Raw genomic sequence first — 17429 nt, forward strand, 5'->3', positions numbered from 1 at the left:
ATTGCCATTTCATTTTCATGACATCGTGCCCGATAGCGCCGATGGGCGCTTTTTTTCGTCCATCCTGCCTGGCGTCTCATCCGCTGGCGGGGGCAGTAGCACGGTGATGCTGGTGCCTTTGCCCAGCGTGCTGGCAATGTCCAGACGCCCCCGATGGCGTTCCACGATATGTTTGACGATGGCCAGGCCCAGGCCCGTGCCGCCCATGGCGCGGCTGCGGCCCGAATCGACGCGGTAGAAGCGTTCGGTCAGGCGCGGCAGGTGATCGGGGCCTATGCCTTCACCTTCATCCGCGACGCAGAGCCTCGCCATGCCACTGGAGCCTTCGGAAAGAGTCACGCGGATCGGCGTTCCGGGCCGGCCATATTTGACGGAATTGCCGATCAGATTGTGAATGAGTTGCGACAATTGCGCCCGATCACCCAGCACCGGTGCCAGCGAAGGCGCGATCTCCATTTCGACGTCGCGGCCACGATCGCCATGGCTCGACCGGAACACGCCGACGACTTCGGCCACCAGTTCGCTCAGATCCACCGCGCTGTCGGGCGTGCGATATTTCTCGGCCTCGATCCGGGACAGCGAAATCAGGTCGTCGATCAGCCGCTGCATCCGGCGGGCTTCGCCATCCATGATCTTGAGAAAGCGCTGCCGGGTTTCGACGTCCTTGCCCAGTTCGGGGTCGGCGAGCGTTTCGATAAAGCCCAATATGCCCGCCAGGGGCGTGCGCAGTTCGTGGCTGGCATTGGCGACGAAATCCACGCGCATCCGTTCGGCGGCATGGGTGCCGCTATGATCGACCAGATGGACCAGCCGCCGCATGGTGGCGACCGCGCCGACGGGCGCGACCCGCATCTGCCACCGTTGATCGCGCGTGCCCAGGCCCACCAGTTCGATCATGATCGGTTCAGCCAGTGGGGCCGTGCTCGCCAGCCGTTCGGCTGCGGCGGGGTGACGGATCGCGATGCGCGCATCCTCGCCTTCGATATGGGCGCCAAGCAGCCGCATGGCAGCGCGGTTCGCGCGGGCGATGCGGCCTTTTTCCACCAGCATCAGCGGATCGGAAATGCCTTCGAGCAGGCTGGGAAAGTCAGGATGCGCTGTGAAATCAATCTGTTCGGGCGGGGCTGCAAGCGGCGGGTCAGCCGGTCGCAGGCCAGCATCGCCCGATGTGATGATGAGGACCACGACGCCCGCCAATATCGGCAAGGCGATATGAAGGGGGTGCGCGCCCATCATCAGGGCGCCGCCCGTGCCCAGCAGCAGCATGGCAAGCGAGGCGGTGATTTGCGAGATACTGAGCCGATTCATGGTTACCGCACTGGAATTGTCGCGCATTTGCTGCGAATGTCTTGTTCCAATAGCGTGCAATCTTTACGCTTTGGCAAGTGCCCGATGCGAAATGGAGCGATATGACTGATCCCAAGCCCGATCAGGACAGGGATGTCCAGCATCAGCCCTCCGCGGCCGATGGCCTGGCCGAGGGCGGGGTCGCGTCGCGTCGCCAGTTGCTGATGGGCGGGGCGGTTGCCGCGTCGACGATCGTGTCCATCCGGCCGGCCCTTGCCAATACCGCGGCGTCGGTCCTCAATTGCACGATCCCCGTGCCCGATCAGGGCCGGGCCGGCAAATATATCGCCCCCAACGGCCAGGTGGTGCCGCCAGGCACGCCGGGCGCATTTCCCGGCACGGGGCGCAGCTATACCGGCGAGCAGGTGAAGCAGGCGCTGCGCGGCCGGCCGCTGCCGGGCACCAGTTACGATCAGAACCAGGCCTATCTCAACTATATCCGCCGGCTCCAGTCGGGAACGAGCGGCTTCACCTGTTACGCATCACTACAGATGCCGCGATAAGCCGACCCGCCAACGCGATGGAAACGCGGGGCGTGACGGCAACAGGGGAGCCGATACGGAACAGGCGCGTTGATGCCGTCAAGCCAGCAATACTGGTTCAGGCGGTGGAGACACAATGTTTCATCATGGCGTTCGGTCGCATACCGACCTGTCAGCAGCGATCTATTTATATCGGCCGGGCGACGGCGGGCTGGATCGGGTTGCCATATTGCTGGCCAATCATATGGCGCGCAGGGGCATGGCCGTCGAGCTGTGGATGGCGCACCTCGATGGTGTCAGCGCACATCTCATAGATCCCCGTGTACCCGTGCGGCGCGTTGCCGCATTGGGCGGCAATCGGCGCATGTCGATGATCGGACAGTTCCCTGCGCTTGCCGCGATGGTTCGGCGGCACCGGCCCGACATTCTTTATTCCGCGGGGAACCAGAGCAACATGCTGGTGGCGCTGGCTTGCGTGGGGACGGCGACCCGATCGGTCGCGCGCATCTCCAATCCGATCCTGCGCCCGGGCATGGGCGACTTGGCGAGTTGGACCAGGCTGAAGCGCTTTCGCGCAATCAACCGGATCAGCGACCTGACAATCGTCATGGGCGAATATGATCGCGCGCTGCTTTCTCGTAGCGGCGCGGTGCGTCTGCTGCCGCGGCCGACCGTGACCCCGGTCATGGAGAGGGTGCGCAGGCAGCGGCGACCGCGAGACGCCGACGCGCCGGTTCAAATGCTGATGGTCGGGCGACTGGTCGAGCAGAAGGATCATGCGACGGCATTGGAGGCGTTGGCGCGGCTGTCGCATGTTGACTGGCGATTGACGATCGCGGGGGACGGGCCGTTGCGCGCGGCATTGGCAGCGCAAGCGAACGCGCTCGGCATCGCCGATCGCGTCATCCTCGCCGGGTATGTTGCCGACCCCGAAAGGCTCGCCGAATTGATGGGACAGGCGGACCTGCTGTTGCAGCCATCCCGCTGGGAAGGGTTGTGCGCAACCCTGATCGAGGCGTTGGCCTGCGGCGCGGGCGTCGTGGCAACCGACAGTACGCCCAATATCCGTCCGGTCCTGGCCGCCGCTGGCCAGCATCCCCCAGTGCCGATCGGCGACAGCGCGGCGCTGGCGCGCGCGATCGAGCGCACTCTGGCGTCTCCTGCGCCCGTTCCCTTGATGGAGGCGGCGATCCGTGACCATGGCGCGGCGCGCGCGCTAGACGCCTATGTCGCTGCTTTTGCTGAACTGATCCCTTCTCCGACGCCAGTCATGCTGCCCTCGCCTGCATTGCCCTGATGCGTTAGCGTCTTGGCTACTCTCGCCCGCTATGGGTGGGATCATGCCGCAGGAAGACCGATTTTTGAAACCGATCAAGCGTTACCGGATCGACCCGCGCGACGCGTGCCGTGCGTGTGCGCTCGACGATCTGACGCTGCTCTATCATGCTCGATCGGGGCAGACGCACATGGTGATCAGCCCGGTGCCCGAAATACTGGATTCGATAGAGGACGGCGCATCTGTGACGGCGGATGACCTGTGGGATCGCCTGACGCAATCCTATGATCTGGGCGATCGCGGCGAAGCGCTGGCGCAGATCGGCGCGCAGTTGGAAGCGCTGGAGGCGCTTGGTCTGGTGCGTGCGGCATGAGGCATAGCTTGACCCTGCAAATCGGCCCGGCGACGTTCCGGATCGGGTCGGCATGGCGGCAGCCTGTTGAGGAACTGACGCGACTCTATGCCGGCTACCCCGATCGTCATGACGCGATCGCCGACTTTACGGTACGCCTGCAACCGACCGGTCCGTTGCGCCGATGGGTGCGGCCGTCGATCCTCATTACCGGCGACCATGGCTTGGCCGACGCTGCGCCCATGAGCCTGGCGCATGGGCTGCTGGCAGCGGAAATGGGCATGAATTTGCAGATGGCGCTGGGATGGCGGCGGCATTTGCTGCTGCATGCGTCGAGCGTCGAGAAGGACGGCCGGGCGCTGGTGATGACCGGGGAATCGGGGTCCGGCAAATCGACGCTGGCGGCATTGCTGGGGGAGCGGGGCTGGCGGTTGATGGGCGACGAGTTTGCGCTGCTGGACCTCGACAGTGGCGCGATCTTGCCCTTTCCCCGCCTCGTTTCACTCAAGAATCAGGCGATCGGCGTCGTCGAGGACGTCGTGGGCGCGCAGCGTATGGGGCCGATGCTGCAAGCCACGGCCAAGGGCGACATTCGCCATCTGGTGCCGCGACCCGATGCCGTGGCGCGAATGGCCCAGGGGGCGATGCCCGCGATGCTGCTGTTCCCGCGCTTTGGCCATGATGCGGCGATCCGGCCCGTGGGTCAGGGGGAAGCCTTCATGCGGCTGACCCAGGCTTCGACCAATTATGTCGCATTGGGCGAACCGGGCTTCGCTGCGCTGACGCGCTTCGTAACGGATGTACCCGCCTGCGCGATGGATTTCCCGTCAGGGGAGGCAGCGTTCGATATGATCGACCGGCTGTGGGAGGACGGCGCATGAGCGCGGCCTTGCTGGTGCGAGCGCTGCGTCAACCCGCCACTGTCGAGCATCTGGATGCAGCGCAGTGGAACGGCCTGATCGCGGCGGCGAAGGCGGAGCGGCTGATCGCGACATTGGCGTGGCGGGTCGATGGAATGCGGCTGCCGGAACCGGTCCAACCCATCCTGCGCGACGCGCGCATGGACGCGGCGCGGGAGGCGCGCCAGGCCTTGTGGGAGGCGGATCGCGCGGCGGCGGCGCTGGCGCCGCTCGGCGTGCGGCTGGTGGTGCTCAAAGGCACGGCCTATGCAGCCGCTGGACTGGTGGCGGGGCAGGGCCGCTTCATCGGCGACCTGGATATTCTGGTGCCGCGTTCGGCAATGTCGCAGGTCGAGCCGGCGCTGATGGCGGCGGGCTGGGAATGGGTGAAGGAAGACGCCTATGACGACGCCTATTATCGCCAGTGGATGCATGAACTGCCGCCGATGATCCATGTCGAGCGTGACCGGATGATTGACGTGCATCATACCATCCTGCCGTTGACGGCGCGGCCCAAGCCCGATGCCGACGCTCTGCTGGCAGACGCGGTGCCGGCGGGGGAGAATGTCTGGACGCTGTCGCCCGAAGACCGGGTGATCCACGCCGCCGCCCACATGCTGGCCGATGGCGATTTGCAGGGTGGGCTGCGCAACCTGTGGGATATTCATTGCCTTTGCAGCGAAGGCGGGCGCGCCGTGCCGGACTTCTATCTCTTCCTGTTCGAACGCGCGGCCTTTCACCAGTTGGTCCCCGCCGTCTGGCGCGCGTTGCGACTGGCCCATGATCTCTACGGCACACCGGTCGTCGCCTATCGCGCGCCGATCACGGTCGATTATCGGCTGCGGGCGAGCGATCGGATGTTCATTGCTCGCCTGCTCGCACGCGATGGCTGGGGGCGGGAGACGCGAAAGCTGCTCGTTTTCGCCTTTTATCTGCGGTCGCATTGGCTGCGGATGCCGCCCCTGATGCTGGCCCGGCATTTATGGACAAAGTGGCGCAAGGGGCACAGGCCGCGTTAGGCGGGCGTCGGCTCCAGCATTGCCCGGATCGCCAGGGTGGCCATGTCCGCGACAGCGGCCAGGCGCTCGGGCGGATGACCCGCGCGCGCATCAGCTGACATGCCGGACATGACCGCCGCGACATAGTCCGCGACGACGTCCGCCTTTTGCGGATGGGTGCAGGCGATGAAGTCGCGGATGCGGCCGCGTCCCAGGTCAAGCCAGGTCCGCGCGCGGCAGGCGGCGTCAGGGTCGGCACTGCGCGCGCCCTCCAGCACCAGGCATCCCGCCATCTGCGGATCGGCGGCATAGATATGCGCGGCCTCGCGCAGCAATTGGGGGATGGCGACAGCAGGATCTGCACCCGGCTGCATCAACGCGTGGAGCGGCGCCGCGGCTGCATCGTAACGCGCAGCAGGGACCGCTCGACATATTGGTGGTCAATGCCGGCGTCGCGATGATCGGCGATCCGCTGACCTTCGATCCTGACGCCGTCGACCGGATGATCGATATCAATGTGCGCGCGCCCTATCATGCCGCCGTGGAGGCGGCGCGAACCATGGCGGATGGCGGGCGCATCATCGTCATCGGATCGGTCAACGGCGACGCGGTCCCCTTTGCCGGGGCAGCGGCCTATGCGATGACTAAGTCCGCGTTGCAGGGCATGGCGCGCGGATTGGCGCGGGATCTGGGCGAACGCGGCATCACAGTCAACGTCGTCCAGCCCGGCCCGGTCGATACCGACATGAATCCCGCGGATGGAGAGATAGCGGGCATGGTCATGCCGTTTATGGCGATCAAGCGCTATGGCAAGGCGGACGAGATTGCAGGGCTGACCGCCTATCTGGCCGGTCCCGAAGCCGCCTATATGACCGGCGCTATGCACACGATCGACGGCGGCTTCGGCGCCTGAGCGCGCGGGGTGCCGGTGAAGGCGCCCCGTTTGTCAATCCTTCTTCAATATGTCGAGCGCCAGCACGGTCATCGCTTCGCTAGCCGTGGCGATGACCTTGTCGGCCTCGGGCGCCCAGAAGGGGCTGTGGAGCGAGGGCAGGCTGATCTGGCCTGCCTTGGCCGCCGCCATCTTGTCGGCCGGCACGCCGCCGACCCAGAAGATGAAGCTCTTGATCGACTTGTCGGCGCGGTAGAAGCGGCCGAAATCCTCACCCCCCATGACCGCGCTCGTTTGGACGACGCGCCCTTCGGGGAAATTCGCCTTGAGCAGGCCCGCCATTTCCTCGGCAAATTCGGGCGGATTGTAGGTGGAGGGGGTAAATTCGTCCTTCACGCTCACCACCGGCATCTTGTCGTCGGGCATGCCGGCGGCGATCGCTTCGCCGCGCGCGACCCGCTTAATCCCGTCGATCAGCTTCTGCCGGGTTTCGTCGGAATAGCTGCGCACCGTCAGCAGCAGCTTGGCTTCATCGGGGATGATATTATGCTTGGCCCCGGCCTGGAAACTGCCGACCGTGACCACGGCGGGATCCTGCGGGTCCTGTTCGCGGCTGACCAGCGTCTGGAGCGTGCCCACGATGCGCGATCCCAGCACGATCGGGTCTTTCGCGGTCTGCGGATAGGCGCCGTGGCCGCCCACGCCCTTCACGTCGATATCGACGCTGTCAACATTGGCCAGCGCATAGCCGGGCGTATAGCCGATGACGCCGGCCTCAAGATTGGCCGCGTCGTGAAAGGCGAGCGCGTGCGTCGGGCGCGGGAAGCGGGTGTAAAGCCCGTCTTCCAGCATGTCCCGCGCGCCCTTGCCCACTTCCTCGGCGGGCTGGAGGATCATGACCAGCGTGCCCTTCCAGTCATCCTTGCGCGCGGCGAGCAGCTGGGCGGTTTCGATGAACGCGGTCATATGCGTGTCGTGGCCGCAGGCGTGCATGACGCCGGTTTCAACGCCCTCGGGCGTCTTGGTGCGGACCTTCGACGCGAAATCGAGGCCGGTCTGTTCGACCACGGGCAGGCCATCCATATCGGCGCGGATCAGCAGCGTGGGACCGGTGCCATTCTTCATCACCGCGACGACGCCGGTGCCGCCCACTTTTTCGGTCACGTCATATTTGAGGGCCTTCAACCGCTTGACGAGCTTGGCGGCGGTGTTGACTTCCTTAAGCGACAATTCGGGATTGGCGTGCAGGTCGCGATAGAGCGTCATCATCGCGTCCATATCCTTGGCGACCGCCGCGCCGATCTCGCTTTGCGCGGATGGGGTGGCTTGGGCGGGTACGGCGGTGCTGGCTGGCTCCGTCTGGGCGGCGGCGGCGGACGTAAGGCTGGCAACGGCCAACAGGGCCGCGAGCGTGTGACGCATGTTCAAAATCTCCCTTGCTGGCGCGCAGCATAAGGGCAATTTGCCGCGGTTGAAGAGCCAAGTTTTCGCCATCCCGATCACCGCTGGGAAATGAAGGCGCGAATATCGGCGCTCAATTTGCGCAGGTCGTCGGGGCGGACATACATCATGTGGCCGGCGTCATAATAATGATAGCGGATGCGCGCGGGATCGAAACCGGTGCGGCTCATGGCATATTCGGCACCGAAGAAGGGCGTGGCGAAATCATACCAGCCCTGACCGACAAACACCTTTAACCCGCTATTTTCCCGCAGCGCTTTGCCAAGATACGGTGCGACGCTTGTGTAGACCTCGCTGGCCCGGCCATTTTTGCCCTCCAGTTTCCAGTCCCAGCCGCTGACCCCTCCGATCGTCACATAAGAACGGTCGGTGCGATATTTCAGCGTGTCGCGGGCATAGCTGTTCATCGCGGCGGTATAGGCGCCGTCGATTGCGTAAAAGCTGGGATCGTTATCCGGCTCCTCGCCCGCCGCGTCATAATCCTTGCCGGTATAGCGGGTGTCGAGGCGGCCGATGCTGACTCCCTGGTCGCGTAGCAATTCCTTGTAGAAGCGGCCGGGCGATACGCGCAGGTCGGCATGATCGACAAAGGTTTCGGAAAGCCCCGTCAGGCGGGAGAGTTCAGCGCGGACGCTCGCGCGCTCTTGCGGGGGCAACTGATTGCCCTTGAGCAAGGCGGCCGCATAGGGGCCGATGGCAAAGGCGCGCGCCTGCTGCGCGGCCTGCGCTACGGTGGCCGGCGGATTTCCCATTTTCTTGTGATACCAGGCGGTGGTCGCCATTGAAGGCAGATTGATGATGTAGGGCATCTCATTACCCTGGACTTCGGCCGTGGCCCCGAAGTCGAGGATGGTCGAGATCAGAATGATGCCGTTGACCGCGACATCATTATAGGTGCCTTCCAGTTCGTTGATGAGCGCCACCGATCGCGTCGTGCCGTAGCTTTCGCCGCCAATATATTTGGGCGAGGACCAGCGGCCATTGTCGTTCAGCCACAGGCGGATGAACTGGGCAATCGACTTGGCGTCAGCGGAGACGCCCCAATAATCCTTCGGGTCCTTGTCGCCAAGGGCGTGAGAAAAGCCGGTGCCGACAGGATCGATGAAGACAAGGTCGGTAACGTCGAGCAGGGATTCGGCATTGTCGACCAGTGGATAGGGGGGCGCGCCATCATCCTGCGCGTCGGGGAGGACGACCCGCTTGGGACCAAAAGCGCCCATGTGCAGCCACAGCGAGCCTGAGCCGGGGCCGCCATTATAGAGGAAGGTGATCGGGCGGCTCCCGTCGCCGCCATCCTTAACGTAGGAGGTAGCAAAGATCGCGGCGAGCGGCTTGCCATCCTTGTCCTTGAGGTAGGTTTCCCCGGTGGTCGCGGTATAGCTGATCGCCTTGCCGCCGAACACGCCCTTGTGCCGGGTCACCGAGACATTTGGGGCCGGAACAGGGGCTTCGGCTGCCTCGTCCTTTTTCTTCGGTTCGTCCTGGGCATGAGCGATGGTGGCGGAAAAGGCCAGCGCCAGGGCGGCGAGGCTGGACGTCAAACGCATGATAATCCCCTTGTCTTATGTGCGTCTGGCTAGCGGAGGGCAGAGCCGGAGGGAAGAGGCGACGCGCCGGCGACGCGCCGGCGACGCTATCGGGCAAAGTTCACGCGCTTTTCCAATTTTCGCGCGGAAGCGACCTCAAGGCGACGCCGAAGCGACCACAACGCGACCGCGAAGCGACAGGGGGGCAGGACGGCGCGGGCGGCTATGAACAGGAACAGGGCGCGCGTGAATGACCGGGACCGGCATCCCGAAGGGTAGATCAGGTAAAATCCTATTTTGGAAGGATTTTTTGCGAACCGGGCGCTACCCTGCCGGCAAGCGGAGAGCGGGACCCTGGCGCTAGGCCGGGGGCCCGCCTGACCTTATTGCGCGGTCCAGCCGCCATCGATGGACAGGTTGGCGCCGGTGACTTGCGCGGCGGCGTCGCTGCACAGGTAGAGGGCGGTGGCGGCGACCTGTTCTGCCGTCACGAATTCCTTGGTCGGCTGGCCGGCCAGCAGCACGTCGTTCATGACCTGCTCGCGCGTCATGTTCCGCGCCTTCATCGTGTCGGGGATCTGGTTTTCAACCAGCGGCGTCCAGACATAGCCGGGCGAAATGCAATTGGCGGTGACGCCGAAGGTCGCCACTTCCAGCGCCACCGTCTTGGTGAAGCCCGCAAGGCCGTGCTTGGCGGTCACATAGGCGCTTTTATAGGGGGAGGCGACCAGCGAATGAGCGGACGCCGTCTGGATGATGCGACCCCATTTCCTGTCCTTCATATAGGGCACGGCAAGGCGCGTCGTATGAAAGGCGGCGTTGAGGTTGAGCGCGATGATGAGGTCCCATTTGTCGAGCGGAAACTCCTCGACCGGCGCGACATGCTGCATGCCGGCATTGTTGATGAGGATATCCACCCCGCCAAAGGCGTCGGCGGCGTCCTTCATCATCGCCTCGATCTGGTCGACCTTGGTCAGGTCATGGCCCGAATAGAGCGCCTTGGCGCCGGAGAGGCTTTCAAGGCCCTGGCGTTCCTTTTCGATCGCATCCGCGTCGCCGAAACCGTTGATGACGATATTTGCGCCTTCCCCGGCCAGCGCCTTGGCATAGGCAAGGCCGATGCCGGAGGTCGATCCGGTGATCAGCGCCGTCTTGCCCGTGAGGAACTTGCTCATGCGGTTTTCTCCTTCAGATGATCGGGTGCGTCGAGATCGAAGGTCGCGCTTTTGCCGTCGAGGATGTTGCGGGCGATGAGATCGCCCTTGTGCATGACTTCCTCCACCGCCTCGCGGCCCTGGCTCCAATGGTCGAGCATGGTCGAGCGGGAAAATTCGAAATCCTTGGCGCCGCTTTCCCAGTTGCGCGACCGGTAGATGAGGTGGACGATGTTGACCGACCCCTGGTCCAGGCATTGGCGCAGGGATTGGGCCTCGGACGAATTCTGAAGGTCGGGCGGTAACTTCTTGAGCAGCGCCTCAATCGCGCCATGTTCGCGGCGCAGGCGCAGATACTGGTCCGTCACCTGGCGGGTTCGGCTGCTATACTGAATGTCTTTCATGCGCGAATAGACATCGGTCATCTGGCGCGGCATCGGCCCTTCGGCGGGGAAGAGATCGACCTGGAAGACCAGCATGTCTTCTGTCTGGTGCGTCAGGACATGGGCCAGCGGGGTGTTGGAAACGATGCCGCCGTCCCAGTACCAGCGCCCGTCAATCTCGATCGGCGGCAGGCCGGGCGGCAGCGCGCCAGACGCCATGATATGCCGCGCGTCGATCCGGGTGTTGCCGCCAGGTCCGCGTGTGTCCCAATAGGCGAAATTGCCGCTTTCGACATCCACCGCGCCGACCGACAGGCGCACCGGGCCGTCATTGAGCAGGTCCCAGTCGACACAGCTGTCGAGCATGTCCTTGAGCGGCGCGCTGTCATAGAAGCTGATCGCGCCGGGCGATCCTTCGGGCATCAGCGTGGCCGGCCAGAGGCGCGGGCGGAACATGCCGGGCACGCCGAAGCTGGCGACGGTGGCGGCGGCGCCCAAATGCGCGACTTCGCGGATCTGGTCGATTTCGGGCAGGATCATATTGGGTATGCCGCCCGACACGGTGTACCAGAATTTCTTGAGGCGGCTGAGCCGGCGATGCGGCTCATTGCCCGCGATGATCGCGGCGTTGACCGCGCCGATCGAAATGCCCGCGACCCAGCTGATGTCGATGCCCAGTTCGTCGAGCCGTTCAAATACCCCGGACTGGAATGAGCCAAGCGCGCCGCCGCCTTGAAGCAACAGCGCGACTTCGCGGGGAAGCGAGAGCGAGGTGCGCGCGCGCCGGTGCGGACGGTGCTGTGAAGCCGTAGGTTCAATGTCTGCCATGTCGCAGTGCAATATAGGCATTGTCGCGCGCGTTCCAACTCAATGTCTCGCAAGAATGCAGGCCGTTGGCGCAACCTTCCCGATTACCGGCGGTTTTCGCGCCACGATGAATCGCGTAGGAACGGCGCGGGCAACAGGGAGGACGCGATGCGGCTGGACGACGAACAGGAAAGCAGCCATTTCGAGGTGCAGGACGGGCGCGGCGGCGGTGGATTTGGCGGCGGCGGGCTGGGTATGCTGCTGCCGCTGATCGGCAGCCGGTTCGGATGCGGCGGCATCGTGGTGGTGCTGGTGATCATGGTCGTCATGGGGATGAATCCGCTCAGCCTGCTGGGTGGCGGCGGCGGTGGCCAGTCAGTCCAGACGGAGCGGCCGTCGAGCGCAGAGTTGAGCGACGTGCAGCGCACCTCGCTCAAGGTGCTGGGGTCGACCGAGCGCCGCTGGACCGAGATTTTCCGGGCGCAGGGGCAGAATTATCCGCCGCCCACGCTCGTCTTCTACAGCCAGAACGGGCAGTCGGGTTGCGGCGCAGCAATGTCGGCCATGGGGCCGTTCTACTGCCCGGCCGACCAGCGCATCTACCTCGACACTGATTTCTTCCGCGAGATGGAAACGCGGTTCAACGCGCCGGGCGATTTCCCCATCGGCTATATCATCGCGCATGAAGTGGGCCATCATATCCAGACCATCACCGGCGAGGCCGACCGCATCCGCAAGGCGCAGCAGCGCGCATCGGAGGCGCAGGGCAACGCCCTTCAGGTGAAGATGGAATTGCAGGCGGATTGTTATGCCGGCGTGTGGGCGGCGCGGGATGACAATCTGATGGAGCCGGGCGATCTGGAAGAAGGATTGCGCGCGGCGGAGGCGATCGGCGACGACACGTTGCAGAAAGCGGCCGGGCGGCGGCCCGTGCCCGAAAGCTTCACCCATGGGTCGAGCGCCCAGCGAATGGAGTGGCTGCGCAAGGGGTTGGATACAGGCGACCCGGCGCAATGCGACACATTTGGTGGTTCGATTTGAGGGGAAGAGGTGGCTTGCCCCAACAGCTGCCAAGTGCCGGATCGTCGCGTCAAAATTCGGCGTTCGGCGATCCCGGTGGGGCCTGCTGCGGGGTAGAATAGGGGTTGGCTCCGCCATTGGTCGACGGGGGCGGTTGGGGCAATCCCTGGCCCGGCGAGAGCATGGGCTGCCCCGCGCCGGGAAGCGGCTCGCCCGCTGCGGGCATAGGAGGCGCGAAGTCTGTGGGAGGCGGGGAGGGTGCGGGAACCGCTGGCGCGGCATTGGGCGCGACGAGCGGCGCAGGGGCGGGGGTGGCGGGTGTCGCGGGCGGCTGGTCCTGCACGCCCGATGGCGGGGCAGGCAAGAAGTTCTGCACGGCCATGACGATCACGGGTGCAGCAACTAGGGTCGCGATGGCGAAACTGCGATACATCATGGCGACATCACTCCGGTCCTAATGCCCGAACGTCACGCCATCATACGCCCCTACCCGTGAACAAAAACTTAATCTTAATGTCGATCAAGTTTTCCAAGCAAATCCATCATATCGTCGGGCAAGCCATCGCGAGGCGGCACGTATGTGGAACGCAGCGCTTTTCCTACCCCTTCATAGGGCGCGGGAAGGCCAACGGTGACAATACGGCCAAGTTCGCCGTCTCGCCCCAACGCTGGTTGGCCAGTCATTTTGCGTTGCATCTCCATGGGGGGGAAACGGGCGAGGCGCGCAAAAGTTTCTGGAATTCATCGCCTTTGCGCGCGATAGCCCGGCTCGATAAGGAGAAGATGGTGTCGAACTGGCCACAAATCGAGGCGCGTATCTGCGCGCATTCGCCATTTCTGGCGCGGGCGATGGAGCGCTATCCCACCGTGGCGGCGCAGATGGCGCAAGGGGATATGGACGGGGCTCTGGCGGCTGCCCATGCCGCCGCCGATCCGCAGGACGGAGTCGCGCGATCCCTGCGGCGGCGGCGCGGGGCGATCGCGCTCGCGGTGGCGGGCGCGGACCTGTCTGGCGCGTGGGACCTGGATCGGGTGACGCGCACGCTGTCGGATTTTGCCGATCAAGCGCTGGAGGAAGCCATCGCGGCGGCGATGCAGGAACGCTATCCCGATGCCGACCATAGGGGCTTCGTCGTGCTTGCGCTGGGAAAGCATGGCAGCCGCGAACTCAATTATTCATCCGATATCGATCCAATATTGCTCTACGACCCCGCTACCCTGCCGCATGGCGCGCGGGAGGATGTGGCGGACGCCGCGGTGCGGATCGGCCGACGGGTCAGCGAATTGCTCAATGCGCGGGACGGCGATGGCTACGTCTTTCGCGTCGATCTGCGCTTGCGCCCATCGCCCGAGGCGACGCCGATCGCGCTGCCGGTGGACGCGGCGATCGGCTATTATGAATCGACGGCCCTGGGATGGGAGCAGGCCGCCTTCATCCGCGCGCGGGCAGCGGCCGGGGACAGGGCGCTGGGGGAGGATTTCCTGCGCCAGATTCGCCCGTTCGTCTGGCGCCGCAGCCTGGACTTCGGCGCGATCGACGCCATCGTCGATATTTCCCGCCGCATCCGCGACCATTATGCGCAGGGGCAGGCCTTCGGGCCGGGCTATGACTTGAAGCGCGGGCGCGGCGGCATACGCGAAGTCGAGTTTTTCGCACAGGTGCATCAGCTGATCCATGGCGGGCGCGACCCGTCGCTGCGCTCGGGCAATAGCCGCGAGGCGCTGCGTGCGCTGGCCGAGGCCGGGGTGATCGAGCCGGAGGTCGCGACGCGGCTGGACGAAGCCTATGTCCTGCTGCGCACGATCGAGCACCGGTTGCAGATGGTGGAGGACCGCCAGACGCATGAATTGCCGCCGACGATGGCCGGGGTCGATAATGTCGCACGGCTGCACGGGCTGGAGGATGGCGCGGCGATGCTGGAGTTGCTGCGGCCGCAGGTGGAATGGGTCGGGCGCAATTATGACCGGCTGAGCCCGGACAGCGACGACACGTCCATGTCGCAGGACGGAGACAAGCTGAAGGCGCAGCTGACCGACATGGGTTTCGCCGATCCTGACACGCCGCTCGCGCGGATCGGTCGCTGGCGCGGCGGCGCGGTGCGGGCATTGCGCAGCGCGGCCTCTCGCGAGGCGCTGGAGCAGTTGCTGCCGGGGCTGATGCGCGCGCTGGCGCAGGCGCCCGACCCGACCCGCGCGCTCAACCGGCTGGACGACATGATCGGTCGCCTGCCGAGCGCGATCAATTTCTTCAAGCTGCTGGCGGCGCGCCCGGCGCTGGTGGAATTGCTGGCGGAGGTGTTGAGCCACGCGCCGACGCTGGCCGACGCGCTGGGACGACGAGCGGAATTGCTGGACGGGCTGATCGACGCAAGCGCCTTTGATCCGCCGCCGCCGGTGCCGCAACTGGCGGTGCAATTGTCCGCGCTGGAGCCGGGCGAGGATTATCAGATGCTGCTCGACCGGGTGCGGCAGAAGGTCGGCGACCGGCGCTTTGCCCTGGGCGTGCAGATCATCCGGGGCGGCGACCCGATCGAAGCGGGGCGGGGCTATGGCCGCGTCGCGCTGGCGGCGATCGAGGCGCTCAGCGCGGCGACGGTCGCCGAGTTCGAGGCGGCGCATGGCAAGGTGCCGGGCGGCGAGTTGCTGATCCTGGCGCTGGGGCGGCTTGGTGGCGGGGTGTTGACGCACGCGTCGGACCTGGACCTGGTCTATCTGTTCACTGGGGATTTCCTGGCCGAATCCGATGGTCCCAAGCCTTTGGGCGCGACGCAATATTTCAACCGGTTGGGGCAGCGGATCACGAACGCGCTGTCGGTGCACACAGCGTCGGGGCCGCTTTACGAAGTTGATACGCGGCTGCGGCCATCGGGCGCGCAGGGGCTGCTGGCGGTCAGCCTGGACAGTTTCGCCCGCTATCAGCGCGAGGACGCCTGGACCTGGGAGCATCTGGCGCTCACGCGGGCGCGGCCGGTCTTTGGTTCGGCGCAGGCGCGCGCGGCGCTGGACGCAGTGCTCAAGCAGACGCTGGAGCGGCCGCGCGACACGGAGGAACTGACGCGGCAGGCGGTCAAGATGCGCGGCGACATCGCCCGCCACAAGCCGCCCGCCAGCGACATGGACGTCAAGCTGGTGCCCGGCGGCCTTGTTGACCTGGAATTTCTGATCCATGTCAGCCAGTTTCGCCACGGCATGGCGTTCGATCCCGACCTGTCGGTTGCGCTGTCGCAATTGGTGGAGGCGGGGCATCTGCCCGCCGCGCTGATCGAGGCGCATGACCTCATCACCCGTTATCTCGTCGTGTCGCGATTGGTGTCGCCTGGATCGACCGAGCCGCCCGAAGCGACGCGGTCGCTGGTGGCGCGCGCCTGCGGCCAGGCGGATTGGGATGCGCTGCTTGCAAGCTATGCCAAGGCGCGGCAATGCGTGGGCGACACATGGGCGGCGATCGCCGCGCCCTATCAGGAGGACGCATGATGCTGGAGCCAGGGGACGCCATTCCCGCAGTGACGCTGATGGATATGGAGGGCGTGGAGTTCGCGCTGGACCATTATAGCGGCAAGCCGCTGGTGGTGTATTTCTATCCCAAGGCCGATACGCCCGGATGCACCAATGAGGCAAAGGACTTCACCGCGCTTGCGGATGAATATGCCGCCGCCGGCGTGCCGGTGATCGGCATTTCCCGCGACAAGCCGGCCAAGCTTAAGAAATTTTCCGAAAAATATGGGCTGAGCGTCATATTGGCCTCGGACGAACCGGGCGACGCCTGCGCGGCGTTCGGCACCTGGGTCGAAAAATCCCTGTATGGCCGCACCTATATGGGGATTGAGCGAGCGACCTTCCTGTTCGGCGCCCAAGGAAAGGTGCAGCGGATCTGGCGCAAGGTGAAGGTGAAGGGCCACGCGGCCGAAGTGCTGGAGGCGGCAAGGGCGCTTTGACCCTGCCCGCGCATATCGAGACGGTCGGCGCGGCGTGCGCGCATGTGCTGACGACGCCTGATCCACCCGCCAAGCTGATGGCGGCGCGGGCGGTGGCGCGCGCCTGGCGGCTGGGGCGGCTGGCGCATCGGTTCGAGACGGCGATGCCCGACGTGCCGGCACGCCCGGCCGCGCCGGCCCTGTTGCCGCCCAACCAGATGCCACGGCGTGGCAGGATTGGGTCGGAGCGATCGCGGATCGCGATGATCCATGCGCTGGCGCATATCGAATTTGTGGCGATCGACCTGGCGTTCGACCTGATCGGGCGGTTCGGCAGCGAATTTCCCGCGGCCTTTACCGGCGAATGGATGCAGGTGGGCGCTGAAGAGGCGATGCATTTCGCGCTGCTCGACCGGCGGCTACGGCAGATGGGCAGCCATTATGGCGCACTGCCCGCGCATGACGGCCTATGGGATGCGGCGCGCGAGACGGCGGGTGATGCGCTGGCGCGGCTGGCGATCGTGCCGATGGTGCTCGAGGCGCGCGCGCTCGACATCACGCCCGCGACCGTGGTGCGGTTCGAAAGCGCAGGCGATGCGGTGACGAGCCGTATCCTGCGCCGGATTGTCGAGGATGAGATTCGGCATGTCGCGGCCGGGACGGGGTGGTTCAGCTGGGCGACGAACCGAAAAGGACTTAGCGCGCCCGATCACTATCAAATGCTTGTGAAACGGCATTTTCGTGGGTGCCTGAAGCCGCCTTTCAACGGCTCGGCGCGTCGATAGGCCGGTTTAACCGAAGATTTTTACGTGGCGCTTGCAAGCTGAGCGGTGATTTGCAGTCTGCATTTCCAGCGGGGGCGGCATCTGTCGCCAAACATACAACACGGGAAGCGCCGAGAGGCATAGTCTCCGGCTG

Annotated in this window: 16 protein-coding genes and 1 pseudogene; 10 read left to right on the top strand and 7 right to left on the bottom strand. The window is 65.1% G+C overall.

Annotation, left to right across the window (positions count from 1 at the left end):
- Positions 1-15: 15 nt before the first annotated feature.
- Positions 16-1335 (bottom strand): sensor histidine kinase, encoded by a 1320-nt coding sequence (locus tag LL253_RS02930; RefSeq protein WP_407696075.1) that lies wholly within the window; start codon positions 1333-1335, stop codon positions 16-18.
- A gap of 74 nt (positions 1336-1409) precedes the next feature.
- Here LL253_RS02930 and LL253_RS02935 point away from each other — a divergent pair, with 74 nt between their 5' ends.
- The 5 genes from LL253_RS02935 (at position 1410) to LL253_RS02955 (ending at position 5375) form a co-directional block, all read left to right on the top strand.
- Positions 1410-1850, top strand: coding sequence for a hypothetical protein (locus LL253_RS02935; RefSeq protein ID WP_009821139.1), 441 nt, complete (start codon positions 1410-1412; stop codon positions 1848-1850).
- Positions 1851-1965: 115 nt separating this feature from the next.
- Positions 1966-3126: a glycosyltransferase gene (locus LL253_RS02940; protein ID WP_228226142.1), complete on the top strand. Its 1161-nt coding sequence runs from the start codon at positions 1966-1968 to the stop codon at positions 3124-3126.
- A gap of 43 nt (positions 3127-3169) precedes the next feature.
- Positions 3170-3478 carry an HPr-rel-A system PqqD family peptide chaperone gene (locus LL253_RS02945; protein WP_228226143.1) on the top strand — a complete coding sequence of 103 codons (309 nt, stop codon included), beginning with the start codon at positions 3170-3172 and terminating at the stop codon, positions 3476-3478.
- Complete coding sequence (locus LL253_RS02950; protein WP_228226144.1) at positions 3475-4338, top strand: HprK-related kinase A; 864 nt, start codon at positions 3475-3477, stop codon at positions 4336-4338. Before LL253_RS02945 ends, LL253_RS02950 begins: the two co-directional genes overlap by 4 nt.
- A complete protein-coding gene (locus LL253_RS02955; RefSeq protein ID WP_228226145.1) occupies positions 4335-5375 on the top strand; it encodes a nucleotidyltransferase domain-containing protein in 1041 nt (346 codons plus the stop codon). The genes LL253_RS02950 and LL253_RS02955 overlap by 4 nt, the downstream gene beginning before the upstream one ends.
- Here LL253_RS02955 and LL253_RS02960 read toward each other — a convergent pair.
- Positions 5372-5728 (bottom strand): hypothetical protein, encoded by a 357-nt coding sequence (locus LL253_RS02960; RefSeq protein WP_228226146.1) that lies wholly within the window; start codon positions 5726-5728, stop codon positions 5372-5374. The two genes, LL253_RS02955 and LL253_RS02960, sit on opposite strands and share 4 nt — an antisense overlap.
- 35 nt (positions 5729-5763) lie before the next feature.
- Between LL253_RS02960 and LL253_RS02965 the strand changes: the two are divergent.
- Positions 5764-6267 (top strand): annotated as a pseudogene (locus LL253_RS02965) (SDR family oxidoreductase); the annotation flags it as partial.
- A 33-nt stretch (positions 6268-6300) separates the two neighbouring features.
- On the opposite strand, the gene LL253_RS02970 reads toward LL253_RS02965, so the two are convergent.
- The 4 genes from LL253_RS02970 to LL253_RS02985 form a co-directional block, all read right to left on the bottom strand.
- Entirely contained in the window at positions 6301-7668 is a 1368-nt protein-coding gene (locus LL253_RS02970) for an amidohydrolase (RefSeq protein ID WP_228226147.1), read from the bottom strand.
- A gap of 77 nt (positions 7669-7745) precedes the next feature.
- Complete coding sequence (locus tag LL253_RS02975) at positions 7746-9254, bottom strand: S10 family peptidase (protein WP_228226148.1); 1509 nt, start codon at positions 9252-9254, stop codon at positions 7746-7748.
- 362 nt (positions 9255-9616) lie between these two features.
- The gene (locus LL253_RS02980; protein WP_009821148.1) at positions 9617-10408 is read right to left on the bottom strand and encodes a 3-hydroxybutyrate dehydrogenase; all 792 of its coding nucleotides are present in this window, start codon (positions 10406-10408) and stop codon (positions 9617-9619) included.
- Positions 10405-11598, bottom strand: coding sequence for a patatin-like phospholipase family protein (locus LL253_RS02985; RefSeq protein ID WP_228226149.1), 1194 nt, complete (start codon positions 11596-11598; stop codon positions 10405-10407). Before LL253_RS02985 ends, LL253_RS02980 begins: the two co-directional genes overlap by 4 nt.
- A gap of 147 nt (positions 11599-11745) precedes the next feature.
- Between LL253_RS02985 and ypfJ the strand changes: the two genes are divergently transcribed.
- On the top strand, positions 11746-12618 hold the full coding sequence (gene ypfJ / locus LL253_RS02990; protein ID WP_228226150.1) for a KPN_02809 family neutral zinc metallopeptidase: 873 nt from the start codon (positions 11746-11748) through the stop codon (positions 12616-12618).
- 49 nt (positions 12619-12667) lie between these two features.
- On the opposite strand, the gene LL253_RS02995 is transcribed toward ypfJ, so the two are convergent.
- A complete protein-coding gene (locus LL253_RS02995; RefSeq protein ID WP_228226151.1) occupies positions 12668-13033 on the bottom strand; it encodes a hypothetical protein in 366 nt (121 codons plus the stop codon).
- 347 nt (positions 13034-13380) lie between these two features.
- Between LL253_RS02995 and LL253_RS03000 the strand changes: the two genes are divergently transcribed.
- From LL253_RS03000 to LL253_RS03010, 3 genes are read left to right on the top strand one after another with little or no spacing between them, the layout of a single operon-like run.
- The gene (locus tag LL253_RS03000) at positions 13381-16071 is read left to right on the top strand and encodes a bifunctional [glutamine synthetase] adenylyltransferase/[glutamine synthetase]-adenylyl-L-tyrosine phosphorylase (RefSeq protein WP_228226152.1); all 2691 of its coding nucleotides are present in this window, start codon (positions 13381-13383) and stop codon (positions 16069-16071) included.
- Positions 16071-16532, top strand: a complete 462-nt coding sequence (bcp, locus tag LL253_RS03005; protein ID WP_037542581.1) for a thioredoxin-dependent thiol peroxidase — start codon at positions 16071-16073, stop codon at positions 16530-16532. Before LL253_RS03000 ends, bcp begins: the two co-directional genes overlap by 1 nt.
- The gene (locus LL253_RS03010) at positions 16529-17296 is read left to right on the top strand and encodes a ferritin-like domain-containing protein (RefSeq protein ID WP_228226153.1); all 768 of its coding nucleotides are present in this window, start codon (positions 16529-16531) and stop codon (positions 17294-17296) included. The genes bcp and LL253_RS03010 overlap by 4 nt, the downstream gene beginning before the upstream one ends.
- Positions 17297-17429 lie beyond the last annotated feature (133 nt).

The sequence above is a fragment of the Sphingobium soli genome, assembly GCF_020782245.1.
Lineage (GTDB): Bacteria > Pseudomonadota > Alphaproteobacteria > Sphingomonadales > Sphingomonadaceae > Sphingobium > Sphingobium soli.

Coding starts and splice junctions, on each gene's coding strand:
- LL253_RS02980 (WP_009821148.1), bottom strand. CDS start 10,408: ATGAGCAAGTTCCTCACGGGCAAGACGGCGCTGATCACCGGATCGACC.
- LL253_RS02935 (WP_009821139.1), top strand. CDS start 1,410: ATGACTGATCCCAAGCCCGATCAGGACAGGGATGTCCAGCATCAGCCC.
- LL253_RS02945 (WP_228226143.1), top strand. CDS start 3,170: ATGCCGCAGGAAGACCGATTTTTGAAACCGATCAAGCGTTACCGGATC.
- LL253_RS02995 (WP_228226151.1), bottom strand. CDS start 13,033: ATGATGTATCGCAGTTTCGCCATCGCGACCCTAGTTGCTGCACCCGTG.
- LL253_RS03000 (WP_228226152.1), top strand. CDS start 13,381: ATGGTGTCGAACTGGCCACAAATCGAGGCGCGTATCTGCGCGCATTCG.
- bcp (WP_037542581.1), top strand. CDS start 16,071: ATGCTGGAGCCAGGGGACGCCATTCCCGCAGTGACGCTGATGGATATG.
- LL253_RS02985 (WP_228226149.1), bottom strand. CDS start 11,598: ATGGCAGACATTGAACCTACGGCTTCACAGCACCGTCCGCACCGGCGC.
- LL253_RS02950 (WP_228226144.1), top strand. CDS start 3,475: ATGAGGCATAGCTTGACCCTGCAAATCGGCCCGGCGACGTTCCGGATC.
- ypfJ (WP_228226150.1), top strand. CDS start 11,746: ATGCGGCTGGACGACGAACAGGAAAGCAGCCATTTCGAGGTGCAGGAC.
- LL253_RS02970 (WP_228226147.1), bottom strand. CDS start 7,668: ATGCGTCACACGCTCGCGGCCCTGTTGGCCGTTGCCAGCCTTACGTCC.
- LL253_RS02930 (WP_407696075.1), bottom strand. CDS start 1,335: ATGCGCGACAATTCCAGTGCGGTAACCATGAATCGGCTCAGTATCTCG.
- LL253_RS02955 (WP_228226145.1), top strand. CDS start 4,335: ATGAGCGCGGCCTTGCTGGTGCGAGCGCTGCGTCAACCCGCCACTGTC.
- LL253_RS02940 (WP_228226142.1), top strand. CDS start 1,966: ATGTTTCATCATGGCGTTCGGTCGCATACCGACCTGTCAGCAGCGATC.
- LL253_RS02975 (WP_228226148.1), bottom strand. CDS start 9,254: ATGCGTTTGACGTCCAGCCTCGCCGCCCTGGCGCTGGCCTTTTCCGCC.
- LL253_RS02960 (WP_228226146.1), bottom strand. CDS start 5,728: ATGCAGCCGGGTGCAGATCCTGCTGTCGCCATCCCCCAATTGCTGCGC.